Source organism: Aurantimonas sp. NFXS3, from assembly GCF_049132005.1.
GTDB classification, from domain to species: Bacteria; Pseudomonadota; Alphaproteobacteria; order Rhizobiales; family Rhizobiaceae; genus Aurantimonas; species Aurantimonas coralicida.
The window spans coordinates 504780-530258 of the sequence record NZ_JAGDDZ010000002.1 but is presented as its reverse complement, the minus strand read 5'-3'; the positions used below and the strand labels follow the sequence as shown (position 1 = coordinate 530258).

The following is a 25479-nucleotide window of genomic DNA, read 5'->3' as shown; positions in this document are numbered from 1 at the left end:
CCTCAAGCGATCTTCCTTATCGGTTCGGCAGGCACTGCGTTGCGATGCCGCGCCTCGGCGGCCGGAACGGCACCGCCGGTCGCCAGCAGCGAATTCGGCAGGGTCGATTCGATCCGCACGGTCACGATATCGCCGATCTCGCCGGCGGCCGCGTCCAACACAACGGGCTGCAGGAACGGCGAGCGTCCGACCCGCTGGTGGGGATAGCGCCCCGGCTTTTCGACCAGAACGTCGATGTCACGGCCGACGAGGCTTTCGGCGAAATCGACCTGATGCTCGCGAAGCAAGGCCTGCAGCCGCTGCAGACGCTCCGACTTCACCGCTTCGTCCACGTGATCATCCATCGTCGCGCCAGGCGTGCCTGGACGGGCCGAGTACTTGAAGCTGAAGGCCGAGGCGTAGCGCACCTCGGAGACCAGTTTCATGGTGTCCTCGAAATCGGCGTCCGTCTCGCCGGGAAAGCCGACGATGAAGTCGCCGGACAGGGCGATATCGGGGCGTGCCTGACGAATGCGGTCGAGAAGCCGCAGATAGTCGGCGCCCGTATGGCGACGGTTCATCGCCTTGAGAATGCGGTCGGAGCCCGACTGCACCGGGAGATGCAGATAGGGCATCAGCGCCGGCAGATCGCGATGAGCGGCGATCAGGTCATCGTCCATGTCGCGGGGATGAGAGGTGGTGTAGCGCAGACGCGCGAAGCCGGGGATCTCCGCCAGCGCCCGCAACAATCCACCGAGGCCGATGTCACGGCCCGCCTCGTCCTGCCCAGACCAGGCATTGACGTTCTGGCCGAGCAGCGTGACCTCGCGCACGCCGGCCGCCGCCAGCGCGCGGGCCTCGCCCATGATCTGGGCCAGCGGACGCGAGACTTCGGAGCCACGCGTATAGGGCACCACGCAGAAGGTGCAGAACTTGTCGCAGCCTTCCTGCACGGTGAGGAAAGCGGTCACGCCGCGCGTCCGGATCTGCGGCGCCGTCACCTTCGGCAGATGCCGGAACTTGTCCTCGACGGCGTAGTCGGTCTCCACGACCTTGTCGCCGCGCGCGACCCGGGCCAGCGCCTCGGGCAGCCGGTGATAGGTCTGCGGTCCGATGACGAGATCGACGACCGGCGCGCGGTCGATGATCTCCTGGCCCTCTGCCTGGGCGACGCAGCCGGCCACGGCGACGCGCATCTCGACACCCCGCTCGGCCTTTTCGGCCTTCAGCAGCTTGATGCGGCCCAGCTCGGAATAGATCTTCTCGGCGGCCCGCTCGCGGATATGACAGGTGTTGAGCAGAACGAGATCGGCGTCCTCGATCACTTCGGTCGGCTCGTAGCCATCGCGCGCCAAGGCATCGCCCATACGCTGCGAATCGTAGACGTTCATCTGGCAGCCATAGGTCTTGATGAAGACCTTGCGGGTATTGATGCCGGTCTCGTCCGGTCGTGTTGCTGCAGTCGTGTCGGTCATGCGCCCTTCTGATCGGCCCTCGTGTGCTGCCGGCGCGCGCCGCCGGAAACGAGTGACCTATCCCTCTATATCGACAGCATCGTGACGCGGTGCAAGCGTCGGCTCGCGTCGCGATACCACAGCCGCCTGCTTTGCAGGCAGATTGTGGCCGCAAAGGCTCGCCGCCAGCATCGCCCGAACGCTGTCCTCGGCGGCCCGCGCGACATGCTTGCGGTTGGAATCGGCGGCGAAGACGATCGGCTCGCCGAACGAGATCTCGACGTCGATGGCCCCTTCCTTCAGGACGCCGAGCAGATGCGGCCCCAGCGCCACGTCCCCCGGCCAGGCCACGAGCGGGCGGAACCGCCGGCCCAGCGGCACGCCGTTGGCATGGGTATAGGCGATTGCCACCGGCTGAACCCGGACCTGCGCCGTATGCGACGAGACGAGCGCCGCCTGGGCCGCGCCGAACAGCGCCGTCTTGAACGGCAGCACCTCGTTGCCGTCCGAGGTCGTGCCTTCCGCAAACAGCACCATGGCGTCGCCTTCGCTCAACCGCTGGGCGATCGCGCCGGCCTGATGGCCGGTGCGGTGGCGGGCGCCGCGTTCGACGAAGACCGTGCGCTGCAGCTTTGCCAGAAGCCCGAAGGCAGGCCAGCCCTCGACCTCCGACTTGGCGATGAAGGACAGGGGCATGACCCGGCCGAGCACCATGATGTCCGACCAGGACTGGTGGTTGGCGGCGATCAACAAGGGATGGTCGGAGCATGGCTGGCCGACGATGCGCACCCGCAAGCCCACCACCCGGCAGGCGATCCGGTGCCACAGCACCGGCAAGGTCCTTGCCAGGGACCATCCACGGGCGATGGCGACAGCCTGAACCGGCCACAGGATCAGGGTCAGTGCGACGAGAATGACGCTGACGGCCGCGACGCGCAGCGTTCCGATCATGGCCGCGCCACCCGGGCCGGGCACGCCTGCATCTGCTTGCTCCGCATGATCATGCGCCTAGCGGAGCGCCCGCTTCAGCGTCAATGCGCTCGTCCGGTGACCTTCCGGGTGGCGGTAATAGGCCGGCCGTCGTCCGACTTCCTCGAACCGCAGGCGCCCATAGAGCTTGCGCGCCGCCGTGTTCTCCTCGTCGACTTCGAGGAAGAGGGATTCGGCCCGGGCAGCGTGGAGGAGTTGCAGGATCTCGTCCATCAGAAGACGGCCGACGCCGGCGCCGCGGGCGCGCTTGGCAACAGCGATGGTGAGGATCTCCGCTTCGCCTTCGGTGTTGCGTGCCAGCACGAAGCCCAGCGGCGGATCATCGGGCAAGCCGATCCGGCGGGCGACTACGCCGAAGGTGCCATCCTGCGCGAGGATCGCGGCCAGTTCGTCGCCCGTCCATGCCTGATCGAAGGCCTGGCTGTGAATCTCGGCCGCGGCGTCGATGTCCCCCTCGGACAGCGGCGCAGCGACCACTTCCTGGCCGCCGAAGAGGCCTTCGAGAAATGAGACGGTCCAGACCCAGGGCAGAAACCAGTACATGAGCCCTCACTCGCTCCAGCGTGCCGACGATCGGTGTATCTCGGCCCTGCAGGAAGACCAGAGCCGACCACCCTCGATCCTAACCCTATTCCGCTAGGCTTGCGGAGCGCTTTCGCCGGGAATGGCAAATAGTCCGGTCGCGGCTGCCGGTTTGGCGTCGGCGCCCCGCAGATAGAGCGGGCGCGGAGCCTCGCCGGTCGCGCGGCCGGCGGCCAGACGACACAGCGTCGCAATGTCGGGTGCGGCCATCTCGGACAGGATGGCGACATCGCGCCCGGCCAGCGCCTGGCGGGCGATCAGGGCACCGGTTCCAACGACTGCGAGTGACGCGCCTTTCGGCGCGTGCGCCACGACGCCGAGGAGGTCGTCGGGCGCCAAGGCCACTGGCTCCGTCAGCGCGGTGCCGTCGGCACCGTAGAGGGCCGCATAGACCTCCCCGCGCTTGGCGTCGAGAACGCTGAGAACCGCCCGGTCGGTGGCAAGATGCGGGGCTGCGAGCACCTCCAGCGTCGTGACGCCGATGGCGGGTACCCCGAGCGTCAGCGCCAGACCGCGCACCGCCGACACACCGACCCGGAGACCGGTGAACGAGCCCGGCCCGACCGTGACGGCGATCCTGCGCAGCGAACCGTAATCGGCACCGGCTGCGTTCAGGACGTCGTCGATGATGCCGAACAGCTGCTCGGCATGGCCCTTGCCGATCTCCGGCTCGTCCCGTGCCAGCATGACGCCGGCATCCATGTCGAAGAGCCCCACCGAGCACCGCGCAAAGGCGGTGTCGACGGCCAGAAGCAGTCCAACCATCGGCTCAGACAGGCCCGGCGCTCAGCGGCATCAGGCGGCCTCGACCGCTTCCACCGCCTCGACCTCGGGCACGAAATGGCGCAGCAGGTTCTGGATGCCGTGCTTCAGCGTCGCCGTGGACGACGGGCAACCGGCGCAGGCGCCGCGCATGTTCAGATAGACGGTGCCGTCACGGTAGCCGCGGAAGGTGATGTCGCCACCGTCCTGGGCCACGGCCGGGCGCACGCGGGTCTCGAGCAGTTCCTTGATGGTGGCGACAGTGCCCTCGTCGCCGGCCTCGAAGAACTCTTCGCCGTCCGGCATCGCGGCGTTGGAGCCCTGCGCCGTCATCACCGGCTCATTGCCCATGAAGTGCTCCATCAGGCCGGCAAGGATCGCCGGCTTGAGGTGCTGCCAGTCCGGCCCGTCCTTGCTGACGGTGACGAAATCATAGCCGAAGAAGACGCCGGTCACGCCCGGCACGTCCATCAGCCTTGCGGCCAGCGGCGAACGGTTGGCGGCGTCTTCCTTGGACAGGAACTCTTCGGTGCCACTCTCCAGCACGACACGGCCGGGCAGAAACTTCAGCGTGGCGGGGTTCGGGGTGACTTCGGTCTGGATGAACATCTCGCATCCTCTCTTGCGACCTCGGGGTCGCGCATAATCTGGAATCGTTCTAAACTTATCTCAGAACGACGATCGGGGCAACATAAGGGGTCTGCCGCCGGGGCGACAGGGCCTGCCGTGACGGTCGGTCGTCGCGCGTCAGCAGAGGCTCTGGATATCCTCGTCGGTGAGGGTCGCCGGGACGATGGTGACCGGGATCGGAAAGGCCGCGCCCTTGCCCGCCACCGCGGAGACCAGCGGGCCGGGACCTTCATTGGCCTCGCCAGCCGCCAGCACCAGGATCGCGATCTCGCGGTCGGCCTCGATCAGGGCGTGGATCTGCTCGATGACAGTGCCCTCGCGGACGACGCCCTCGGGCTCGATGCCGACGGCCTCGCGCAATTCGTCGGCGACCTTGCCGAGCCGCGCCTCGGCTTCCTCGTTGGCCTCGGCCCGCATGATCTTCTCGACGCCGAGCCAGTGCTGGAAGTCGCCGGGCTCGATGACATACAAGAGCACAGCGCCGCCGCCGCTTGCCTTGGCGCGCTGCGCCGCATAGGCCGCAGCGCGCATGCACTCGGGCGTGTCGTCGATAATCGCGAGGAACTTGCGTTTGCCGCCGGCGTCCCGACCGATGCGTTTCGATACCATGGCGGCAAGATGGCAGCGGCGGTGCCCCGCGACAAGGTGACGGGACGCACTGTCACCGCCGCTTCGCCATAAACCGTTGCAGAATCAGTCCCGCAGCAGGCCGATGATGTCCTTGACGTCGTTCATCGTCGTCGCGGCAATGGCGCCGGCGCGCTCGCCGCCATCCTTCAGAACCGCGTCGATATGATCGGGTGCCGCCAGCAGGCGCCGCATCTCGCCGCTGACCGGGGCGAGCTTCTCCACCGCCAGCTCGGCCATGGCCGGCTTGAACTCGGAGAACTGCCGGCCACCGAACTCGGCGAGGATCTCGGCCTTGGACCGCTCGGCGAGCGCGGCGTAGATGCCGATCAGATTGTCGGCCTCCGGCCGGCCCGTCAGCCCGCCGACCTCGGACGGCAGGGCGTCCGGGTCGGTGCGCGCCTTGCGGATCTTGCGCGAGATCGCGTCGGCGTCGTCGGTCAGGTTGATGCGCGACAGGTCCGACGGATCGGATTTCGACATCTTCTTAGAGCCGTCCTTCAGGCTCATCACCCGGGTCGCCGGCCCCTCGATCAGCGGCTCGGTGATCGGGAAATAGCCGTTCACCGTCTCGTCGCCCATCTGGATCGCCTGCCCGAGCCCGGCGGCGGCGATCTTGTCGGAGAAGTCGTTATTGAACTTGGCGGCGATGTCGCGGGTCAGTTCCAGATGCTGCTTCTGGTCGTCGCCGACGGGGACGTGGGTCGCCCGGTAGAGCAGGATGTCGGCTGCCATGAGGCTCGGATAGGCGAGCAGGCCCAGCGAGGCGTTCTCGCGGTCCTTGCCGGCCTTTTCCTTGAACTGCGTCATGCGGTTCATCCAGCCGATGCGCGCGACGCAGTTGAACACCCAGGCCAGCTCGGCGTGGCCCGGAACGCGGCTCTGGTTGAAGACGATGTGCTGCTTCGGGTCGATGCCGGCAGCCAGGAACGCGGCGGTGATCGACCGGGTCTGCTCCCGCAGGTCGTCATGGACGAGCTGGGCCGTGATCGAGTGCAGGTCGACGACGCAGTAGATGCAGTCGTGGCTCTCCTGCAGGGCCACGAACTTGCGGATCGCGCCGAGATAATTGCCGAGATGCAGATTGCCCGTGGGCTGCACGCCGGAAAAGACGCGGGGGGTGATGTCGCTCATGGTCGGCGGCTCCGGAATTGGCAGCGCGGGCGGGAATTGCCGCGCGTTATGGCCGAGGGCACGGGCACGATCAAGCGCCCTGCCCCGGCTCAGGATGCAGCGGGCGGCGGCGGCGGTCGCTTGCGCTTCAGGACGGCGAGGAACAGCCTGCGATCAGCGGCCCCGGTGGCCAGCGCCAAGGCGAAATAGATCGCCATGGCGGAGGCGACGAGAATGCCGATCGCCAGGATCTGCGTCGTCAACGCGCTCGACGGCTGCAGCCAGTCGCCGAGCTCGATCATCTCGAGGATCAGGACGCCGCCCATCAGGAGCGAGCAGACGAGCACCAGCGCGGTCCGCTTCAACAGCTCCCGATCGATCTGCCACTGGCCCTTGCGGTAGAGGCCGGCAAACAGCAGGCCGGCATTCAGCCAGCCGGCCAGCGTCGTCGCCAGCGCGATGCCCCGCTCGGCGATCAGCCAGAACAGGATCAGCGACAGGACGATGTTCGCCCCGGCGGAGGCGAGCGTCGCCTTCATCGGCGTCTTGGTGTCCTCGCGGGCGAAATAGCCGGGCGAGAACACCTTGATCATCACGAAGGCCGGCAGCCCGAGGGCGTAGAGGCCGAGGACGGAGGCGACGACGGGCGTCACCGACGGATCGAAGGCGCCGCGCTCGTAGATCACCCGGATGATCGGCTCGGGAATGATGAACAGAGCGACCGCGGCGGGCAGCGTCAGGAACAGGGCGAATTCCAGGCTGCGGTTCTGGGTGTGCTGGGCCTCGCGCAGATGGCCCGCCTTCAGGGCGCGAGCGAGTTCGGGCAGGAGCACGACGCCGATCGCCACGCCGATCATGCCGAGCGGCAGCTGATAGGGCCGGTCGGCATATTGCAGGATCGATACCGCCCCCGGCTTGAAGGAGGCGATGGCCTGGCCGACGAAGAGGTTGATCTGGGTGATGCCGCCGATCAGGGCGGCCGGCCCGGCCAGCACCAGGAGCCGCTTCAGGCCCTTGGTCCAGCGCGGACGCCTGAGCGCGACGCCGAAGCCGGCCATGCGCATGGCGACGACCACCATGGCGAGCTGCGCCAGCCCGGCGATCATCACGCCCCAACTCATCAGGAAACCGATGGTCGGCTTGTCGGCCTCGGTCCACAGGCACCAGGACAGGACACCGATGAGGATGAAGTTGAGCAGCGTCGGCGCGGCAGCCGCCGCGAAGAAGCGGCGGAAGGCGTTGAGGATGCCGCAAACCATCGCCATCAGGGACATGCAGGCGAGATAGGGGAACATGATGCGCGAGAAGGTGACTGTGATGTCGTAGCGCGCCGCGCAGGAGATCACGTCACCGCCCGCCGACGGGTCGTCGACGCATACGGCAAGGCCCGGCGCGATGATCGTCTTGACCAGCACCGGCATGAACACCAGCGCCAGCACCGTCAGGACGACGAGCGCGGTGAACAGCGTCGAGAAGATCTCGTTGGCGAAACGCCGGGCGCCCTCTTCACCCTCCTCTTCCAGCGAGCGCGAGAACAGCGGAATGAAGGCGGCGTTGAACGCGCCCTCGGCAAAGAGCCGCCGGAACAGGTTCGGAAAGCGGAACGCCAGGTTGAAGGCGTCGGCCACCGGTCCGACGCCCAGCGCCGAGGCCATCATCATTTCGCGGCCGAAACCGAAGATGCGGGAGACCAGCGTCGCCCCGCCGACCGTGGCGAACTTGGACAGGAGGCTCATCGATGGGGGATGCCGAATGCGCGCTGCGAGGACATGACGACAGGTGAGGACATTTCGCCCTCCGGGCTCTCGAAGACGCGCTTCAGCCGGACCTCGATCCGCTCGATGCGGGTCTCGCTGGTGATCTTCGTGCCGATCAGGTCGGTCACGTAGAAGACGTCGACGACCTTCTCGCCATAGGTCGAGATGTGGGCCGAGCGGATGTCGAGATTGAGGTCGGAGATCGCACCGGTGACGTCCGACAGGAGGCCGGGCCGGTCGAGCCCCTCCACCTCGATGACGGTCAACTGGTTCGACAGGGTGTTGTCGACGCTGACACGCGGCTTGACGGCGAAGAGTTCGGTACTGCGTGGCGGCCGGCGATTGGCCAGGAGGCTGGCCGGCATCTCGCGGCCCTGCAGCAGCTTGCCGATATTGGCACAGATGCGCTCGGCGCGGCGGAGCTCGTCCTCGTCGGATTCGAACTCGCGGTTGAGCAGCATCACGTCCAGCGCACGGCCGTCCGACATGGTGAAGATCTGGGCGTCGGCGATGTTGGCGCCGGTGCCGGCGCAGGCTCCGGCAATCAGCGACAGAAGCCGCGGATGGTCGGGCGCCAACACCATGATCTCCGTCACTTCGCGGAAGCGGTCGGTGCGCGTCTGCGTCGCCAGGGCGCCGGCATCGCGCGATTCGCGGATGAACTCCGCGTGGCGAAGCTGGTCGTCCAGCGGCGCGGTGAGGAAATAGTTCGGATAATGCAGGTCGAGATAGCCGGTGCGCTCGGCTTCCGGCCAAGCGCCCAGCCGCTCGGCGAGACGCTCGCGCGCCTGCCCGATGCGCTCGCTGCGCGAGGTCTGGGTGAAGCCGCCGGTCAGGGTCGGCTCGGTCTCCATGTAGAGGGTCCGGATGAGCTGGCCCTTCCAGCCGTTCCAGACGCCGGGACCGACCGCGCGGATGTCGCAGACGGTCAGGATCGTCAGGAGCTTCAGGCGGTCGAGCGTGCGCACGCGTTCGGCGAAGTCGAGAATGGTCTTGCGGTCGGTGAGGTCACGCTGCTGCGCCGTCATCGACATGACGAGATGGTCCTCGACCAGCCATGCGACGAGATCGGTCTCGCGCTCGTCGAGGCCGAAGCGCGGGCACAGTTCGCGGGCAATCTCGGCGCCGGCGATGGAATGGTCCACCGGCCGGCCCTTGGCGATGTCGTGCAGGAGCAGCGCCAGGTAGAGCGGCACCCGGTCCTTCTGGAGCGGCATGAAGCCGCTCGACAGCGGCACCTCCTCGACCAGCTCGCCATGCTCGATGCGCGACAGCGTCGAGATCGACCGCAGCAGGTGCTCGTCCACCGTGTAGTGGTGGTACATGTTGAACTGCATCATCGCGACGATCCGACCGAAATCGGGGATGAAGCGACCGAGGACGCCGGCCTCGTTCATCCGCCGCAGATGCAGCTCGGGGTCCTTGCGATCGGTCAGAACGTCGATGAAGAGGCTGTTGGCCTCCGGATTGTCCCGCAATTCGGCATCGACCAGGCGCAGGGACCGGCGGATCAGCTTCAGCGCATCGGGGTGGTATTCCAGCTCGTGCAGCGCGGCGAGGCGGAAGATGCGGATCAGATTGACCGGATCGTCGCGGAAGACGGTGGCACGGCTGATATTGATGCGGTTGTTGTCGATGTGGAAATCGAGCGTGCCGGGGATCTTCTTGGCCCGGGCGCGCAGGGTGCGCACGAAGCCGCGGATGCCGGGGGCGTCCTTGGCATGCTGCTCTTCCAGCGCCGCGCAGAAGATGCGCGTCAGATCGCCGACATCCTTGGCGATCAGGAAGTAGTGCTTCATGAAGCGCTCGACGTCCTTCAGGCCCGGATGGGCATTGTAGCCGAGCCGCTTGGCGATCTCCGGCTGCAGGTCGAAGGACAGCCGCTCCTCGGCCTTGCCGGTGGCGAAATGCATGTGGCAGCGCACGGCCCAGAGGAAGTCCTCGGCCTTGGCAAAGAGCTTGGCTTCGCGCCGGGAGAACACGCCGGCTTCGACCAGCGCCTCGGTCGTGTTCACCCGGTAATGGTACTTGGCGATCCAGAACAAGGTGTTGAGGTCGCGCAGACCGCCCTTGCCCTCCTTGATGTTGGGCTCGACCAGATAGCGCGTGTTGCCGGTCTTGGCGTGGCGCGCGGACCGCTCCTCGAGCTTGGCGGCGATGAAGGCCTCACTCGTTCCGGCCACCACTTCGGCCTCGAAGCGTGTGTCGAGCTCGGCCAGAAGCTCCTCGTCACCGGCGATGAGCCAGCGTTCGAGAATCGCGGTGCGGATGGTGAAGTCGGCGCGCGCCAGCTTGATGCATTCGTCGACGGTGCGGGACGCGTGACCGACCTTGAAGCCCAGATCCCACAGGAGATACAGGAGATATTCCACCACCTGCTCGCCAAGCGCCGACTGCTTGTAGGGGAGGAGAAACAGGAGATCGATGTCGGAGCCCGGCGCCAGGGTGCCGCGGCCATAGCCGCCGACCGCCAGGACCGTCATGCGCTCGCCGGCCGACAGGTTGGCGGCATTGAAGACGAAGCGCAGGGCGTAATCGTGGATCGCGTGGATCACCGCGTCCTGCAGCCGGGCGAGACGACGCGCGCACAGGCTGCCGCTGCCATCCTCGAACAGCATTTCCTCGATGGTGGCGCGGCCGTCGCGAATCATGTCCCGCACCAGCGCCAGAACCTCGCTGCGCGCCGTGTTCGAGGCCCCGCCAGCGCTGTCTTTCTCGGCGATCGCGGCCAGCCTCGCGCGCAGGCCATCCAGGTCGAGGATGCCGACAAGGCTTTCCCCCTTGGGCAGGGAAGCGGGGCTCGACAAGGCGGCGGAGGCCTCCAGCATCGTCATCGGCAATCCTGATCGATCGAATTCGCGTTCGGCGGCAGGCTATATCCCATTCGCCAGCGCGAAGCGAGAAAGCCGGCAGATCATCACGTGCAGGAAGCGTGCGAGGGGTCAGGCGCATAAAAAAAGGGCCGCCCCGCGGGACGACCCTTGATCGGCGGAAGATGAACTCCGCCCCGTGCAATACCGGATTAGCGCTGGGTGGCGCCACGCTCGGCTTCGTTTGCCTCGGTGCGATAGAAGTCGCTGCCCGGAACAACCGACGTGTCGTTGGTTGCCGCGGTCGTGTTGCCCTGGGCATAGCCATAGGCACGCGCGTCGGTCTGCGTGGTGGCAGCGGCGACGCCGCCGTCAGCGGTGACCTGGCGCTGGGCTTCCTCGTTGCGGGTCTCGTAGAATTCCGAACCCGGGATGATCGACTGTGCGACAGCCGGAGCGGCGATCGAAAGACCGATGACTGCTGCCGAAATAGCGATTACATTCTTCATTGTATTACCGTTCACTTAGATGATTTCAATTCTCTGCGTCGCCGGATACAAGAAATATCCCGTGGCGCCGATTGATCCCGATGTAAGCACTGCATGGCTCGACAAAAGTGCCGGATTGTGAACAGTCCGTGGTCGAAAATCATGCCCAATGAAATGGAACCCGATCTTTGTCACGCCGGTGTGAACGAATGACCTGACGAGCCTGCGGAACGCAGAAAAGGGCCGCCCCTTTCGGGACGACCCTTTCAATGTGCTGCCCGCCAGAGTGCGGACGAAGCAGATTACTTGATGACGTTGGTGTTCGAACCGTCCTGCAGCGCCTCACCCTTCTGGGTCTTGGCACCTTCCTCGGGCGAGAAGGTCGCGCCCGAACCCGGGATCAGCACATCATCGCCGTTCTCCGGCGTGGTGGACGACGTGGTCATGCCGTTGTCCTCGGCGACATCGTTGCGCTCCTGCGCTTCGGCCGTCTCGGACTGCGTCTCGCTACCCGGCACGATGGTGGCCTGGGTGTCGTTGGCTTCCGGCGCCATGCCGGTCATGCCGTCGCTCTCGGCGACGTCGTTGCGCTCGGCAGCGTTGTTCTGCTCGATCACGGTTTCCGAACCGGGGATCTTCGGCGTGGCGTCCTGCGCTAGTGCACCAAAGCTGAACACCGAGGTACCAAGAAGGGCGGCGGTAAAGATAGCAGTCGTCTTCATAAGAAATGCCTTTCGTATGAGTATCATTGTGAACACATCCGACGATGGCGCCGGTAAATTCACGATCGGCACAACAACGGCGCCCATCCCTGCTGGTTCCACATAAATCGACAGACCCGCCTGGACCCGGATCACGAAGATGAGATGAGGCTGTCATGAGCGACGGGTGGGTGCAGCGGGCCGAACGCCCGCTGGGTCGGGGCGCACGGGGTCTCCCGCAGCTCTGCACCCGGAGGCACGGGGCTGCCTGAGCCATGGCCCCATGCGTCAATCTGTCATGCAACAGGCGAACTCAGCCTTGCGGCTTCGCCAATCCCTTCAGCCGGTAAAGCTCTTCCAACGCCTCGCGGGGCGACAGGCTGTCCGGGTCGACCTCGGCCAGGGCGTCACGCAGGGCCGTATCGGCCGGCCGCTCCGGCGGCTCGCTCCGGCGCACGACCGCCGAGAACAGCGGCAGGTCGTCGACGAAGGCACTGCGCTTCTCGCCCTGCTCGCCGCGCTCGAGCTGGATCAGCACCTGCCGTGCCCGCTCCACCGCCTGCGTCGGCAGTCCGGCGAGCTTGGCCACCTGGATGCCGTAGGAGCGGTCGGCAACGCCGGGCTTCACCTCGTGCAGGAAGATGACCTCCCCTTCCCACTCCTTCACCCGCATGGTGGCATTCTTCATCCGGCCAAGCCGGGCCGCCAGGGCCGTCATCTCGTGGAAATGGGTGGCGAAGAGCGCCCGGCAGCGATTGACCTCGTGCAGGTGCTCGACGGCGGCAAATGCGATGGACAGGCCGTCATAGGTCGCCGTGCCACGGCCGATCTCGTCGAGGATGACCAGAGCCCGTTCGCCGGACTGGTTGAGGATCGCTGCCGTCTCGACCATCTCGACCATGAAGGTCGAGCGCCCTTCGGCGAGATCGTCGGAAGCCCCCACCCGGCTGAACAGCCGGTCGACGATCCCGATATGGGCACGGGTCGCCGGTACGTAGGAACCGATCTGGGCGAGAACGGCCACGAGGGCGTTCTGGCGCAGGAAGGTCGACTTGCCGCCCATGTTCGGCCCGGTCAGCAGCCAGATCGCGCCGGCGTCGGCATCGTCGGGCGGCGACAGATCGCAGTCATTGGCGACGAACGGGTCGCCGCTTCCCGCCTTCAGCGCAGCCTCGACCACCGGATGCCGGCCGCATTCGACGTGAAACGCCAGGCTGTCGTCGACGAGCGGCGCGGTCCAGTCTTCGGCCACCGCAAGCTCCGCGAGAGCCGCGGAGACGTCGAGCACCGCCAGCGCCTCGGCGCCGCGCTGGATCGCCTCGGCGCAGCCGACGACGGTGTCGGCGAGACGGTCGAAGGTCGCCAGTTCGATGCGCAGCGCCTCGGAGGCCGCGCCCGCGATCCGGCTTTCGAGCTCCGACAGCTCGGTCGTCGTGAAGCGCATGGCGGAGGCCATGGTCTGGCGGTGGATAAAGCGGGCGACGCCCTCGCCTTCGGTGAGGGCCTTCGCCTGTCCGTCGCTGACCTCGACGAAATAGCCGAGTACGTTGTTGTGCTTGATCCGCAGATTGCGGACCCCGGTCTCGGCGGCGTAGCGCCCCTGCAGTTCGGCGATCACCCGGCGGGAATTCTCGCGCAGGGCGCGGGCCTCGTCGAGTTCGGCAATGGCGCCCTCGCGCACGAAGCCACCGTCGCGCTTGAGAAGCGGCATATCGTCGGCCAGCGTCGCGGCCAGCGGCTCCAGGCAGTGGCGCGGCAGCGCCGCCAGCGCGGCGGTGGCGCGGGCAAGTTCGGCCGGCAGATCGCTGTCGAGGCTGGCGGCGATCGCCAGTCCCGCCTCCAGCCCGTCGCGGATCGCGGCAAGGTCGCGCGGACCGCCGCGGCCCAGCGACAGCCGGGACAGCGCCCGTTCCGTGTCCGGCAGTCCGCCCAACGTCGCGCGCAGGCGCTGGCGGGCGGTCATGTCGGCGATGAAATGCGCCACCGAGGCCTGGCGCTCGCGGATCGCCGCCGGATCGGTCAGCGGCCCGGCCAGGCGTCCGGCAAGAAGCCGCCCGCCGGCCCCGGTCACCGTCCGGTCGATGGTGGCGAGAAGACTGCCCTGCCGCTTGCCCGAAATGGTGCGGGTGAGCTCCAGCGAGGCGCGGGTCGCCGGATCGATCTGCATGAGCGAGCCGGGCGCGATGCGCTCGGGCCGCTGCAGGGCGGGGCGCGCCGCCAGCTGGGTCTTGCCGAGATAGGCGATCAGCGCCGCGCCGGCGGCCAGCTCGACCCGCGAGAAACCGCCGAAACCTTCCAGCGTCGCCACGCCGAAGAACCTGCACAGTCGCTCTTCGGCCGTGGCGCCATCGAATAGCGCCTGGGGCTCGGGCCGGGCCGTGCGGCCGAAGCGGCGCAGCAGCGGCTGCAGGGCCTCGTCGTGGAACACGGGATCGGCGACGACCAGTTCGCTCGGCTCGATGGCGGCGATGTCCGTGGACAGCCGCGCCATGTCGGTCTCGGCCAGGCGAAAGCTGCCGGTGGACAGGTCCGTCCAGGCCAAAGCGAAGGTCGCGCCCGGTCCGGAGCCACCGAGCCGCGCCAGTGCCATCAGGTAATTCGGCCGGCCGGGCTCGAGCAGCGTCTCCTCGGTGATCGTGCCGGGGGTGACCAGCCGCACCACGTCGCGCCGCACGACGGACTTGGCGCCGCGCTTGCGCGCCTCGGCCGGGTCCTCAACCTGTTCGCAGACGGCGACCCGGTGGCCGAGGGCAATCAGCTTGTGGAGATAGTCGTCGGCCGAGACCACCGGGACGCCGGCCATCGGAATGTCGTCGCCCAGATGCTTGCCGCGCTTGGTCAGCGTGATGCCGAGGGCGCGCGATGCCTCGACGGCGTCGTCGAAAAACAGCTCGTAGAAATCGCCCATCCGGTAGAACAGGAGACAGTCGGGATTGGCCGACTTGATCTCGATGTACTGCGCCATCATCGGCGTCGGAGGCGGGGTCGCCGCGGCGTCCGTTTGCGCTGTCATCGCTTCGATCGTTCTCTTGCGTCCTTGTCGTCCGGTCGGTGGCAGAGGGGCCGTCTGGGGCGCGGGAACACGTCCCGCGCCGGCCGCCAAGCTTCCCTTGGCATAGCTTTGCGGGTATCGCGATGGAAGAGGAGACACCAACAATCCCAAAGGGAGGGGCACCAGCATGCTTGATAAACCGGGCCAGCGTCCGCCATCCGTGACCGATCAGGAAGCCCTGGACTTCCACTCGCAAGGCCGTCCCGGCAAGCTCGAGATCAACCCGACCAAGCCGATGGCGACCCAGCGCGACCTGTCGCTGGCCTATTCGCCCGGCGTCGCGGTTCCGGTCCGCAAGATCGCCGAAGACCCGGAAACGGCCTTCGACTACACGGCCCGCGGCAACATGGTCGCCGTCATCTCCAACGGCACGGCGATTCTCGGCCTCGGCAATCTCGGCGCGCTGGCCTCCAAGCCGGTGATGGAAGGCAAGGCCGTGCTGTTCAAGCGCTTCGCCGACGTCGATTCCATCGACCTGGAGGTGGACACGGAGAATGTCGAGGAGTTCATCAATTGCGTGCGGCTTTTGGGGCCGTCCTTCGGCGGCATCAATCTGGAAGACATCCGGGCGCCCGACTGCTTCGTCATCGAGGAGCGGCTGCGCGAGCTCATGGACATCCCGGTGTTCCATGACGACCAGCACGGCACCGCGATCATCGCCGCCGCCGGCCTGATCAACGCGCTGCACCTGACCGGTCGCGACCTGACCTCCACCCGGCTGGTGGTCAACGGCGCCGGCTCGGCCGCGATCGCCTGCGTCGACCTTTTGAAGGCGATGGGCTTTGCCGCCCGCAACATCATCGTCTGCGACACCAAGGGCGTCATCCATCGCGGTCGCGAAAGCGGCATGAACCAGTGGAAATCGGCCCATGCGGTGGACACCGACCTGCGCACCCTCGCCGAGGCGATGGACGGGGCCGATGTGGTGTTCGGCCTGTCGGCCAAGGGCGCGCTGACGCCGGCGATGGTCGCCTCGATGGCCAAGAACCCGGTGATCTTTGCCATGGCCAACCCCGATCCGGAGATCACCCCCGAGGAGGTCGCCGAGATCCGCTCCGACGCGATCATGGCGACGGGCCGGTCCGACTATCCCAACCAGGTCAACAACGTCCTCGGCTTTCCCTACATCTTCCGCGGCGCGCTGGACGTGCGGGCCACCACTATCAACGAGGAGATGAAGGTCGCGGCGGCCGAAGCGCTGGCGGCGCTTGCCCGCGAGGACGTGCCCGACGACGTGGTGGCGGCCTATCGCGGCCAGCGCCCGCAATTCGGGCCGCGCTACATCATCCCGGTGCCGTTCGATCCGCGGCTGATCTCGGCGATCCCCCAGGCCGTGGCGAAGGCCGCCATGGACACCGGCGTCGCCCGCCGCGCGATCGGCGACTTCGAGGCCTATGACAAGGAGCTGCGCTCGCGCCGCGACCCGATCGTCTCAACCCTGCAGCGCATCTATGACGGCGTGCGCCGGGACCCCAAGCGCGTCGTCTTCGCCGAGGGCGAGGAGCCGCAGGTGATGCGGGCCGCCCTTGCCTATGTGAACCAGAATCTGGGCACCGCCATCCTGCTCGGCCGCGAGGCCGAGATGCGCGAGACCGCCCGCGAGGCCGGCATCGACCTGGAGCGGCCGGGGCTGGAGATCATCAATGCGCGGCTGTCCAACCGGGTGGAGGCCTATACCGACCTTCTCTACAGCCGGCTGCAGCGCAAGGGCTATCTGCATCGCGACTGCGTGCGGATGATGCGCAACGACCGCAACCATTTCGCCAGCGCCATGGTCGCCACCGGCGATGCCGACGCGATGGTCTCGGGCGTGACGCGCAACTACCAGACGGTGCTTGCGGACGTGACCCGCGTCCTCGACGTCGAGCCGGGCCATTGCATGATCGGCGTCTCCATCGCCCTGTGCCGCGGGCGCACCGTGCTGGTCGCCGACACGGCGGTGCATGACATGCCGAATGCCGAGGAACTCGCCGACATCGCGGTGGAGGCCGCGGCCATGGCCCGCAAGATGGGCTACGAGCCGCGGGTGGCGATGCTGGCCTATTCGACCTTCGGCAATCCGCCGGGAGACCGGGCGCAGAAGGTGCAGGACGCGGTCCGCATCCTCGACAGCCGGAATGTCGATTTCGAGTATGACGGCGAAATGAACGCCGACGTGGCGCTGAATGCCGAGCTTATGGAGCAGTACCCGTTCTGCCGCCTGTCCGGCCCGGCCAATGTCCTGGTCATGCCGGCCTTCCACTCGGCCTCGATCGCCACGAAGATGCTGCAGGAGCTCGGCGGCTCCAAGGTGATCGGACCGCTGCTGGTCGGGCTCGAGCGGCCGGTGCAGATCGTCTCGCTCGGCGCCCGCGACTCCGACATCGTCAACATGGCGGCCATCGCCGCCTATGACGCGATCGGCTGATCGCCGCCACGGGCCGGGGGCGGACCGGATGCGGCCCCGGCACCAATGCGTTCACCCCTTGGCGCGTTGTACAGCCGACCGGTTCGGGCCATTTGCGGATTGTCAGCCTGCGTTCATCGAAGGCATGCTAGTTCGGGCATCTTGCAGGCGGAGATTACTCGGCCGAAGATGTCACCGTCGGCTGACGGGGAACGGAACGGCGCCTGCGGGCGCTGCCGCTCCGTGACAATGCCGTTCACCTGCCGATCGTACCCGGCAGGCCATCGCCTGAGGAAGTCGAGTCATGCCGAACACCATGCAGATCGCAGTCGCAGCTCTCCTGGCGATGACGCTGGGCGCCGCCGCGCAGGGCAGTGACGAAAAGGTCAATGTGCTACAATACGCGCTGTCGCATCCGTCGGACAACGCCCAGATGCAGCGCCCCCCGGCGCTTGGCGATTCCGTGCCGGCAAGCGTCAACCTGCAGCAGGCCAACGGCAATACGAGCTTTGCCTATTTCTACTATGCCGGCCAGCCGGTCATCGTCGACCTGAAGACGCGCAGCATCGTGCGCATCGGCGAGTAGCAGCGCCCCCGTCGAAACGCGGCGGGAAGACACCAGGGCCCGGGTCGCCGCTCAGGCGGCGAAGCGGCCCGCATCGGCGCCGTAATGGCCGATATAGCGCGGATTGATCCGTTCGCGCGGCAACACGACGAGCACGTCGGTGGTGCCGAACTGGTGGTCGACCACCGCCCCTTCCCCGATATAGCCCCCGAGGCGGAGATAGCCCTTCAGGAGCGGCGGCATCTGCGCCAGCGCCGATCGCATGTCGGCGATCTCGCCCATGTCCGGGAAGAACGTGCCGCGATGGGCATGGGCGCGCACGGCCCATTCGGCCGGGGCCGGGGCGTTCTGCTTCAGGAAGGCCAGCGGCAGCGCCAGCGCCTCGGTGTCGGTGCCGGCCAGCGAGGCGCAGCCGAACAACACGTCGATGTCGTGGGCGAGGACATAGCTCCAGATCCCCTGCCAGAGCAGTTCGACCGTGCGCTTGCCGCGATAGTCCTTGAGGACGCAGGAGCGTCCGAGTTCGAGAAAGCGCTTGCCGGAATGGCGGGCGATCATCGGCGCGATGTCGAATTCCTGCGCCGTGTAGAAACCACCGGCGAGTTCCGCCATCTCCGCCCGCATCAGGCGGTAGGTGCCGACGATCCGATTGGTCGTCGAGCCGCCGCGCTTGTGATCGATCACCAGGAGATGGTCGCAATAGCGATCGAAACCGTCGCTGTCGCGCCGCGTCATCTTCTGGAATTTCGACGGCTGGGCGCTCATCTCCTCGTAGAAGACGCGATAGCGCAGCTGCTGGGCTGCCTTGACCTCGGCCGAGCTGCGCGCGAGCCGCACCTCAAGCTCGCCGATGCGGCCGAGGATCGGGGTCGCTGGGTCGAAGCTGATCGGCACCCGGCGCATCTTGGCGGGTACGAACCGCAGGGCCACATTGCCGAAATCGAACGCCGCAGGACGCGGGGTCACGGCGGATACATGTCGGGTCCCGTCCACGGTCATCGCAACTCTCCCTCGATCCCCATGCCATTCACGCGGTACAAAGCTTCGGCGACGTTTTGATGACCGGCGCCCTCGCCCGTCACCTCTCTCGCGCCTTGGAGAGACGCCCGAAGGTACCCTCCCGGGACAAATCGCACGGGTTCCGGTCACCCGTTGCCTCTGCCGTCGGACCACCAACGGCGCGGCGATCCGCGAAAATGGCGTCGCCGCGGGCTCTTATCAACTCATGTCGACGACGACACGCCCGCGGATCTGGCCGTCGATGATCTTCCCGGCGGCGTCCACGATACCATCAAAGTCGATGTCGGTCGCGATCGCTCGCAGTTTGGCCGGATCGAGATCTTCGGCCAGCCGCTTCCAGGCCTGCATCCGCCGTGGTTTCGGCGCCATGACGGAATCGATGCCGAGCAGCGAAACCCCGCGCAGGATGAACGGCGCGACCGATGCCGGCAGATCCATTCCCTGGGCAAGGCCGCAACAGGTGACGACGCCGCCGTAACGGGTCGCCGCCAGGACGTTGGCGAGGGTGTGGCTGCCGACCGCATCGACGCCGCCAGCCCAGCGCTCCTTGGCAAGCGGCTTGCCCGGCTCAGACAGTTCGGCGCGGTCGATGATCTCGCTCGCGCCCAGATCGCGCAGCCAGCCGGCTTCCTCGGGGCGACCGGTCGAGGCGATGACGGTCCAGCCGAGCTTTGACAGCAGCGCAACCGCGACCGAGCCCACTCCTCCGGAGGCACCGGTGACGACCACCGGCCCGGCCTCGGGGCGCAGGCCCGCATCTTCCAGCGCCATCACCGACAGCATGGCGGTGTAGCCGGCGGTGCCGATGGCCATGGCGTCCTTGGCCGAGAAGTTCTCGGGCAGCGGCACCAGCCAGTCGCCGTTTAGCCGTGCGCGCCCGGCAAAGGCGCCGTGATGGGTTTCGCCGACACCCCAGCCGTTGAGGACGACCTTGTCGCCCTCCTTCCAGTCGGCATGGGTGGAGCGCAGCACGCTCCCGGCGAGGTCGATTCCGGGGATCAGGGGCCAGCGGCGAACCACCGGGCCCCGGCCGGTGATTGCCAGCCCGTCCTTGTAATTGACCGTCGTGGCCTCGACCGCGACGTCCACGTCGCCGTCCATCAACTCGTCCATCGACATCTCGACGATATCGACCGACTGCTTCTTTGCCTCGTCCCGCGATACGCGGATCGCCCGGAATGTCTCGCTCATCCTGCGCTCTTTCCGTTCCCTGTGATCGCCCGCCCTGCCTTATCTGACAAAGGGCGCACGTCGGGGTTGTCAATCGGCGGCGCCATCCGTCCCAGCCTTCGCCCGATCGCGGCGCGGCTGCAGCACGAACTCGTCAAAGAGGATCACCATCGCGCCGACGGTGATGCAGGCATCCGCCAGGTTGAAGATGGCGAAGGCCCAGACCGGCGTGTGGAAATAGACGTAGTCGACCACATAGCCGAGCAGGACGCGGTCGATGAGATTGCCGATCGCGCCGCCGACGATGATGGCGAGGCCGAAATGGGTCAGCCGCCGGTCCGCCGGGGTTTTGATCCAGAGGATCATCACCACGACCAGAACCACGCCGGCCAGAGCGGCGAGCCCGACATCGCCCACCCCGGAGAACATCGAGAAGGCGATGCCATCGTTGCGGGCGTGGTAGATCGCCAGGAACGGCAGCAACTCGATCGCCTCGCCGAGGGCCATATTGGCGACCACCAGCGCCTTGATCATCTGGTCCGCCATGACGGCCAGCACGACGATCAGGATGTTGAACAGAACGAGATTGCGGCTCACAGCGTCAGCGCTCCACGCCGTGCCTCGAACAGCATCACACCCGTCGCGACCGCCAGGTTGAGGCTGTCGGCGCGGCCGGACTGGGGAATGCGCACCAGCACGTCGCAGCTGCGCGCGAGCGACGGCGTCAGGCCGGCCTGCTCGTTGCCCATCAGCAGGATCGTCGGCTGGGCGCCGTATTCGGGTTTGCGGTAGTCGACGGCGCCTTCCATGTGGGTGCCGGCGACGAGGCCGGAAAAGCCCTTGCGCCATTCCAGGAACTCGGCCTCGCTCGCCTTGGCCAGCGGCACGGCGAAGATCGAGCCCATGGTCGCCCGCACGGTTTCCAGCGAGAACGGATCGACCGTCTCGCCGATCAGGACGACGCCCGACGCCCCCGCGGCATCGGCGGTCCGCAGGACTGTGCCGAGATTGCCCGGATCGCGGACGCGGTCGAGCGCGACGATGACATTGCGGCCCGACACGTCGAGCTTGGCCAGCGGCGTCAGCCGGCGACGGAACACGCCGACGGCATTCTGCGGGTTGTCGCGGCGGGTGATCGCCTCCAGCACCTTGGCGTTGGCTTCAAGGACGTCGCCGCCCAGCGATACGGTCCGCGCGGCGGTCTTCTCCAGGAATTCGTGCCCGGCGGCGGCACGGGCGATGACCAGCGTCTGGATCTCCCAGCCCGCGTCGAGCGCGTCGCCGACGAGCTTCAGCCCTTCGGCGAGGAACAGGCCGGTCTCGTCGCGATGGCGCTTCTGGGCCAGCGCTCGGATGTCCTTGACGATGGGGTTGGAGACGCTGGACACCTCCTTGACCCGGCCGGGGGCGCGGGTCGGGGCAAAGTGCCGGCCGTCACCGGTCTCGGGCGGGCGCGAGCGGTCAGACATCGGGGGCACTCCAGCGGGAAAACAGGGATGTGGACAGGACCCGCGGCTCGGCGCCGTCCTCGCGAATGACGAGTTCGCCGGATGCGAGGTCGCCGCCGAGACCGCGCATGGTCTCTCCCATCAGCGCCGACAGGGAATAGAACGAGGCGCGGATGGAATAGGCGGTCAGGATCACGAAGAGCGGCTTGTCGGACAGAAGCGCCCGGGTCAGCGACAGAAGATACGGCAGATCCTCGAAGAGCTGCCAGACCTCGCCCTTGGGACCGCGGCCGAATTTCGGCGGATCGAGCAGGATCGCGTCGTACTGGCTGCCGCGCTTGATCTCGCGCTCGGCATAGCGGACGGCGTCCTCGCAGATCCAGCGGACCGGCTTGTCGCCGAGCCCGGCCATCTCCTGGTTCTCGCGCGCCCAGCCGATCGCCTTCTTGGAGGCGTCGACATGGGTCACATCGGCCCCGGCCCGGGCCGCCACCAGCGAGGCGACGCCGGTATAGCCGAACATGTTGAGCAGCCGGACCGGCGTCTGGCGCGCACGGTTGGCCTTGCGGATCGCGTCCTCGGCGAAGGACCAATGGGCCGCCTGCTCGGGAAACACGCCGACATGGCGGAACGAGGTGAAGCGGCCCTGATAGGACAGCCCGTCATAGGTCAGCGGCCATGTCTCGCCGAGCGGCTCCTTGGGGAAACGCCAGCGGCCGGTGCCTTCCTCGTCCGTGTCGCCGGTGAACTCGGCGTCGGCATCCTGCCACCGGGCCGGGTCGCGCGGCTCCCAGATCGCCTGGTTCTCCGGACGGCGCACCAGCAGCGGCCCGTAGCGCTCGAGCTTCTCGCCGCGCCCCGAATCCAGCAGCGCATAGTCCGGCGTCGCCGCCACCGTCAGGATCAGCGGGCCGGATTCCGGCGGCCGTTCGCCGGTCGGCGCCGGCAGGTCCAGCCGGGCCACCGCAGGCGGCTCGACGCGCGGGGCCTTAGTCTCGGCCGTCTGGCCGTCGGGCGATGGCGCGCGCGTGCGCTGCCGTCCGGCGCCGGTGTCCTTGACCTGCGCGGAGCCCGATTTTGCCGCGGCCTTGCGGCCCATCCGCCGTGCTCGCGCCAAGACGAGCCTCCCTGCCTGTTTGTGTAAACGCGCTCCTTAGCGGTTCCGCCCCATCTTGGCAAAGCGATGCAAAACGTGGTCGTTAAGGACGGCATCAAGCTGACGGGGCCTTCGCACGCCCCACCCACCAGGGAGGAACTGTCGATGGATCTCAAGGGCGAATACCGGCTCCCGGCCCGGCGCGAAGCGGTGTGGGCGGCGCTGAACGACACCGACGTTCTGCGCGACTGCATTCCCGGCTGCCAGAGCCTGGAAATGACCGGCGAGAACGAAATGGCCGCGACGGTGGTGACCAAGATCGGCCCGGTGAAGGCGAAGTTCGAGGGTCAGGTCCGCCTCGAGAACATCGAGGCTCCGCAGAGCTATTCGATCGTCGGCGAAGGCAAGGGCGGGATCGCCGGCTTCGCCAAGGGCGGTGCCGACGTGCATCTTGCCGAAGACGGCGACGAGACGATCCTGACCTACGACGTCAAGGCGCAGGTGGGCGGCAAGATCGCCCAGCTCGGTGGCCGGCTGATCGATTCCACCGCCAAGAAGTTGGCCGGCCAGTTCTTCGACTGCTTCGCCGAGAAGGTGTCAGGTGGCGCCAGTTCCGCGGAAGGCACGACCGAGGCCGTCTGAGGGCGGACCGGGCCCGTATTTGCACGGGACAATAGCGAGGCTGATCTCGATCGGCCTCGCATGCGCCGGCGGTCGCCGCCCGATCAGGCGGCGCGGGAGGTGACCAGCGAGGTCGACGTGCCGGAGGCCCTGGCGCGCTCGTCCTGAAGATGCCGCAGCTTGGCCTCGTTCTCGCTCGCCTCACGGCGCAGCCGCTCGACCTCGTATTTCCGTTTCCAGGATTTGCGCCGGTAATGGGACTGGGTCAGCCAGGTGCCGATGCCGCCGAGCACCACGCCGAGGATCACCGCGCCCAGAAGCAGGATGAAGAGCGGCGCCGAGAAGGCGAGCTGCGGCAGCGTGCCGATCGGGTCGAGCGAGACCGGAACCGCCTGTCGATTGGCCACGCAGAAGACGATCAGCACGATCGCGATCGGCACGAGAATGATGAAGGACAGGATTTTCGAGATCATCAGACGTCGCCCCAGATGCTGTTTTGTCGTGCGCCCGGATCGAACGGAATCGATCTCCCGTCCGACGCAGGCCATTGCCAGTGACTGAAGATGGGCCGCGGCCCGGTCGCGTCAATCACCGAAAAGGCTCGCCGCATGCCGAGAGAGGCCTCACCAGACCCGTCGCGGCCGCGAGACACGGATCGCCTAGTCTGACCTTCGACAGTTTCGGCCTGGCGGATCGCCCTCGCCCCCACGAGGTTCCGCCGACCGAACGCCGCATCAGTCGGCGTTGAGGCGCTCGCGCAGTTCCTTGCCGGCCTTGAAGAACGGCACCCATTTCTCTTCGACGGCGACGGCTTCGCCGGTGCGCGGATTGCGGCCCGAGCGCGGCGGGCGATGCTTGACCGAGAAGGCGCCGAAGCCGCGCAGCTCGACCCGGTTGGATTCGCACAGCGCACCGGTGATCTCGTCGAAGATCGCGTTGACGATCGTTTCCACGTCGCGCTGGTAGAGATGTGGATTACGCGTGGCGATGGCCTGCACGAGTTCCGACTTGATCAAGCGACTGCTCCCCCTGAGCACGATTTGAGATGCCCGTCTCCGCTCGACCCCAATCGGAACGGTGGGCAGTGCGCGACAATCCAGTTGTTTCCGCCACTTAACGCAGCGAGGACGCACCGCCCAAAGGCTGCCAGAGCGACACGAGACCGTCAAGGTGACCAGCCTTGCGAAGCACGGCGGTGGTCAGCGAGCCCGACCGGGGATCGAGGCCGAAAACGCCGTAGATCGCTGCACGGGCACCGGCGAACATCGAGAAGTCGAAACCGTCATCCTTGGGCTCGCGGTCGACGATGACCAGATCCCTGGCAATGCCGCGATCCTCTTCGAACCAGCGGCGCACCTCGTTCTCGCCGCCCAGCGCGTCGACCAGCCGGTTCTTCAGGCCCTGCTGGCCGCTGAAGATCGAACCGTCGGCGAGGGCCTTCGCCTCCGCCATGCTCATGTCGCGGCGTTCGGCGACCAGCGCGACGAACCACTCATAGGTGTCCATCACCAGCCGGTTGATCATCTCCTTGGCCGCCTCCGGCGCGGGAGCGAAGGGCGAGGGTTCCGCCTTCAGCGGCGCCGACTTGATGGCGTTGACCTCGACCCCGACCGTCTCGAGCAGCTGCGAAGCATCGACATACTGGAAGATGACGCCGATCGAGCCGACGATGGAGGTGCGACGGGCCACGATGTGATCGGCGCCCGAGGCGATCATGTAGCCGGCCGAGGCCGCCAGCGTGCCGACTTCGGCCGCCACGGGCTTCACTTCGGCGATGGCCCGCACCGCCTCGTAGATGGATTCGCCGCCGACCGTCGTACCGCCCGGGGAATCGATGCGCAGGACCACCGCCTTCACGGCGTCCTCGTCCTTCAGCCGATCGAGAAGGTCGAGCAGCTTTTGGTCCTCGAGGATCATTCCCTCGATCGAGACGCGGGCAATCTGGTCCTTGGAGCTTGCCATGCGGTCGGCCGACAGGGCGTAGGCGCCCGCAGCGATGGCAATGGCGACGATCACGATGGCGGCGACGCGCCAGAAACTAAGCTTGCGGCGCAGCCGGCGACGGTCGATCAGATCCTCGATCGCGGACATGGTGCTCTCCGTGCGAGCGGACGCCCAGTCGCCCGCGCCGCGAGGGTTACAGCATCACTTGTGAAGATGGAATCGGTTTTCCGGGCGCAAAGCTGCTGTCCGGCGACCGGGGTATGCCTCGACGGCCCGCCGGACCG

At 67.1% G+C, this 25479-nt stretch carries 23 protein-coding genes; 3 read left to right on the top strand and 20 right to left on the bottom strand.

What is annotated here, in order from left to right; translation table 11 throughout:
• Positions 1-2: 2 nt before the first annotated feature.
• The 12 genes from miaB to mutS all read right to left on the bottom strand — a co-directional run bounded on the left by miaB (position 3) and on the right by mutS (position 14906).
• A complete protein-coding gene (gene miaB / locus J3367_RS07630) occupies positions 3-1454 on the bottom strand; it encodes a tRNA (N6-isopentenyl adenosine(37)-C2)-methylthiotransferase MiaB (RefSeq protein ID WP_024349504.1) in 1452 nt (483 codons plus the stop codon).
• A 57-nt stretch (positions 1455-1511) separates the two neighbouring features.
• A complete protein-coding gene (locus J3367_RS07625; protein WP_024349503.1) occupies positions 1512-2384 on the bottom strand; it encodes a lysophospholipid acyltransferase family protein in 873 nt (290 codons plus the stop codon).
• 57 nt (positions 2385-2441) lie between these two features.
• The gene (locus J3367_RS07620; protein ID WP_024349502.1) at positions 2442-2966 is read right to left on the bottom strand and encodes a GNAT family N-acetyltransferase; all 525 of its coding nucleotides are present in this window, start codon (positions 2964-2966) and stop codon (positions 2442-2444) included.
• A 93-nt stretch (positions 2967-3059) separates the two neighbouring features.
• Positions 3060-3770: a tRNA (adenosine(37)-N6)-threonylcarbamoyltransferase complex dimerization subunit type 1 TsaB gene (gene tsaB, locus J3367_RS07615; protein ID WP_029702794.1), complete on the bottom strand. Its 711-nt coding sequence runs from the start codon at positions 3768-3770 to the stop codon at positions 3060-3062.
• A gap of 30 nt (positions 3771-3800) precedes the next feature.
• A complete protein-coding gene (locus tag J3367_RS07610; protein WP_024349500.1) occupies positions 3801-4376 on the bottom strand; it encodes a NifU family protein in 576 nt (191 codons plus the stop codon).
• Between the two features lie 138 nt (positions 4377-4514).
• Complete coding sequence (locus J3367_RS07605) at positions 4515-5006, bottom strand: universal stress protein (RefSeq protein ID WP_024349499.1); 492 nt, start codon at positions 5004-5006, stop codon at positions 4515-4517.
• An 84-nt stretch (positions 5007-5090) separates the two neighbouring features.
• Positions 5091-6158 (bottom strand): tryptophan--tRNA ligase, encoded by a 1068-nt coding sequence (gene trpS / locus J3367_RS07600; protein WP_024349498.1) that lies wholly within the window; start codon positions 6156-6158, stop codon positions 5091-5093.
• An 89-nt stretch (positions 6159-6247) separates the two neighbouring features.
• Positions 6248-7873, bottom strand: a complete 1626-nt coding sequence (gene murJ / locus J3367_RS07595; protein ID WP_024349497.1) for a murein biosynthesis integral membrane protein MurJ — start codon at positions 7871-7873, stop codon at positions 6248-6250.
• Positions 7870-10728: a [protein-PII] uridylyltransferase gene (locus J3367_RS07590; RefSeq protein ID WP_244495362.1), complete on the bottom strand. Its 2859-nt coding sequence runs from the start codon at positions 10726-10728 to the stop codon at positions 7870-7872. Before J3367_RS07590 ends, murJ begins: the two co-directional genes overlap by 4 nt.
• Positions 10729-10916: 188 nt before the next feature.
• Positions 10917-11213: a hypothetical protein gene (locus J3367_RS07585; protein ID WP_024349495.1), complete on the bottom strand. Its 297-nt coding sequence runs from the start codon at positions 11211-11213 to the stop codon at positions 10917-10919.
• A gap of 281 nt (positions 11214-11494) precedes the next feature.
• On the bottom strand, positions 11495-11914 hold the full coding sequence (locus J3367_RS07580) for a hypothetical protein (RefSeq protein WP_024349494.1): 420 nt from the start codon (positions 11912-11914) through the stop codon (positions 11495-11497).
• A gap of 292 nt (positions 11915-12206) precedes the next feature.
• Entirely contained in the window at positions 12207-14906 is a 2700-nt protein-coding gene (mutS, locus tag J3367_RS07575) for a DNA mismatch repair protein MutS (RefSeq protein WP_051141519.1), read from the bottom strand.
• Positions 14907-15072: 166 nt separating this feature from the next.
• Here mutS and J3367_RS07570 point away from each other — a divergent pair, with 166 nt between their 5' ends.
• Both J3367_RS07570 and J3367_RS07565 read left to right on the top strand, forming a co-directional pair.
• Complete coding sequence (locus J3367_RS07570) at positions 15073-17352, top strand: NADP-dependent malic enzyme (protein WP_024349492.1); 2280 nt, start codon at positions 15073-15075, stop codon at positions 17350-17352.
• A gap of 283 nt (positions 17353-17635) precedes the next feature.
• Positions 17636-17917, top strand: coding sequence for a hypothetical protein (locus J3367_RS07565; RefSeq protein ID WP_024349491.1), 282 nt, complete (start codon positions 17636-17638; stop codon positions 17915-17917).
• Between the two features lie 51 nt (positions 17918-17968).
• Here the strand turns inward: J3367_RS07565 and J3367_RS07560 are convergent, their stop codons facing one another.
• The 5 genes from J3367_RS07560 to J3367_RS07540 form a co-directional block, all read right to left on the bottom strand.
• Entirely contained in the window at positions 17969-18895 is a 927-nt protein-coding gene (locus J3367_RS07560; protein WP_024349490.1) for a GNAT family N-acetyltransferase, read from the bottom strand.
• 219 nt (positions 18896-19114) lie between these two features.
• The gene (locus J3367_RS07555; RefSeq protein WP_024349489.1) at positions 19115-20107 is read right to left on the bottom strand and encodes an MDR family oxidoreductase; all 993 of its coding nucleotides are present in this window, start codon (positions 20105-20107) and stop codon (positions 19115-19117) included.
• Positions 20108-20176: 69 nt separating this feature from the next.
• Positions 20177-20683 carry a signal peptidase II gene (gene lspA, locus J3367_RS07550; RefSeq protein ID WP_024349488.1) on the bottom strand — a complete coding sequence of 169 codons (507 nt, stop codon included), beginning with the start codon at positions 20681-20683 and terminating at the stop codon, positions 20177-20179.
• Positions 20680-21555, bottom strand: coding sequence for a TrmH family RNA methyltransferase (locus J3367_RS07545; protein WP_024349487.1), 876 nt, complete (start codon positions 21553-21555; stop codon positions 20680-20682). The genes lspA and J3367_RS07545 overlap by 4 nt, the downstream gene beginning before the upstream one ends.
• Entirely contained in the window at positions 21548-22633 is a 1086-nt protein-coding gene (locus J3367_RS07540; protein WP_024349486.1) for a class I SAM-dependent methyltransferase, read from the bottom strand. The genes J3367_RS07545 and J3367_RS07540 overlap by 8 nt, the downstream gene beginning before the upstream one ends.
• Before the next feature lie 162 nt (positions 22634-22795).
• Here J3367_RS07540 and J3367_RS07535 point away from each other — a divergent pair, with 162 nt between their 5' ends.
• Positions 22796-23272, top strand: coding sequence for an SRPBCC family protein (locus J3367_RS07535; protein WP_009211061.1), 477 nt, complete (start codon positions 22796-22798; stop codon positions 23270-23272).
• An 83-nt stretch (positions 23273-23355) separates the two neighbouring features.
• Here J3367_RS07535 and J3367_RS07530 read toward each other — a convergent pair whose 3' ends face one another.
• The 3 genes from J3367_RS07530 to sppA all read right to left on the bottom strand — a co-directional run bounded on the left by J3367_RS07530 (position 23356) and on the right by sppA (position 25342).
• Positions 23356-23724: a lipopolysaccharide assembly protein LapA domain-containing protein gene (locus J3367_RS07530; protein WP_051141518.1), complete on the bottom strand. Its 369-nt coding sequence runs from the start codon at positions 23722-23724 to the stop codon at positions 23356-23358.
• 261 nt (positions 23725-23985) lie between these two features.
• Complete coding sequence (locus tag J3367_RS07525; RefSeq protein WP_009211062.1) at positions 23986-24267, bottom strand: integration host factor subunit beta; 282 nt, start codon at positions 24265-24267, stop codon at positions 23986-23988.
• 97 nt (positions 24268-24364) lie between these two features.
• The gene (sppA, locus tag J3367_RS07520) at positions 24365-25342 is read right to left on the bottom strand and encodes a signal peptide peptidase SppA (RefSeq protein ID WP_024349484.1); all 978 of its coding nucleotides are present in this window, start codon (positions 25340-25342) and stop codon (positions 24365-24367) included.
• Positions 25343-25479: the final 137 nt, after the last annotated feature.

Coding starts and splice junctions, on each gene's coding strand:
- J3367_RS07535 (WP_009211061.1), top strand. CDS start 22,796: ATGGATCTCAAGGGCGAATACCGGCTCCCGGCCCGGCGCGAAGCGGTG.
- tsaB (WP_029702794.1), bottom strand. CDS start 3,770: ATGGTTGGACTGCTTCTGGCCGTCGACACCGCCTTTGCGCGGTGCTCG.
- sppA (WP_024349484.1), bottom strand. CDS start 25,342: ATGTCCGCGATCGAGGATCTGATCGACCGTCGCCGGCTGCGCCGCAAG.
- J3367_RS07610 (WP_024349500.1), bottom strand. CDS start 4,376: ATGTTCATCCAGACCGAAGTCACCCCGAACCCCGCCACGCTGAAGTTT.
- trpS (WP_024349498.1), bottom strand. CDS start 6,158: ATGAGCGACATCACCCCCCGCGTCTTTTCCGGCGTGCAGCCCACGGGC.
- J3367_RS07545 (WP_024349487.1), bottom strand. CDS start 21,555: ATGTCTGACCGCTCGCGCCCGCCCGAGACCGGTGACGGCCGGCACTTT.
- J3367_RS07570 (WP_024349492.1), top strand. CDS start 15,073: ATGCTTGATAAACCGGGCCAGCGTCCGCCATCCGTGACCGATCAGGAA.
- mutS (WP_051141519.1), bottom strand. CDS start 14,906: ATGACAGCGCAAACGGACGCCGCGGCGACCCCGCCTCCGACGCCGATG.
- J3367_RS07540 (WP_024349486.1), bottom strand. CDS start 22,633: ATGGGCCGCAAGGCCGCGGCAAAATCGGGCTCCGCGCAGGTCAAGGAC.
- J3367_RS07620 (WP_024349502.1), bottom strand. CDS start 2,966: ATGTACTGGTTTCTGCCCTGGGTCTGGACCGTCTCATTTCTCGAAGGC.
- J3367_RS07565 (WP_024349491.1), top strand. CDS start 17,636: ATGCCGAACACCATGCAGATCGCAGTCGCAGCTCTCCTGGCGATGACG.
- J3367_RS07580 (WP_024349494.1), bottom strand. CDS start 11,914: ATGAAGACGACTGCTATCTTTACCGCCGCCCTTCTTGGTACCTCGGTG.
- J3367_RS07590 (WP_244495362.1), bottom strand. CDS start 10,728: ATGACGATGCTGGAGGCCTCCGCCGCCTTGTCGAGCCCCGCTTCCCTG.
- miaB (WP_024349504.1), bottom strand. CDS start 1,454: ATGACCGACACGACTGCAGCAACACGACCGGACGAGACCGGCATCAAT.
- J3367_RS07560 (WP_024349490.1), bottom strand. CDS start 18,895: ATGACCGTGGACGGGACCCGACATGTATCCGCCGTGACCCCGCGTCCT.
- J3367_RS07555 (WP_024349489.1), bottom strand. CDS start 20,107: ATGAGCGAGACATTCCGGGCGATCCGCGTATCGCGGGACGAGGCAAAG.
- J3367_RS07625 (WP_024349503.1), bottom strand. CDS start 2,384: ATGATCGGAACGCTGCGCGTCGCGGCCGTCAGCGTCATTCTCGTCGCA.
- murJ (WP_024349497.1), bottom strand. CDS start 7,873: ATGAGCCTCCTGTCCAAGTTCGCCACGGTCGGCGGGGCGACGCTGGTC.
- J3367_RS07530 (WP_051141518.1), bottom strand. CDS start 23,724: ATGATCTCGAAAATCCTGTCCTTCATCATTCTCGTGCCGATCGCGATC.
- J3367_RS07605 (WP_024349499.1), bottom strand. CDS start 5,006: ATGGTATCGAAACGCATCGGTCGGGACGCCGGCGGCAAACGCAAGTTC.
- J3367_RS07585 (WP_024349495.1), bottom strand. CDS start 11,213: ATGAAGAATGTAATCGCTATTTCGGCAGCAGTCATCGGTCTTTCGATC.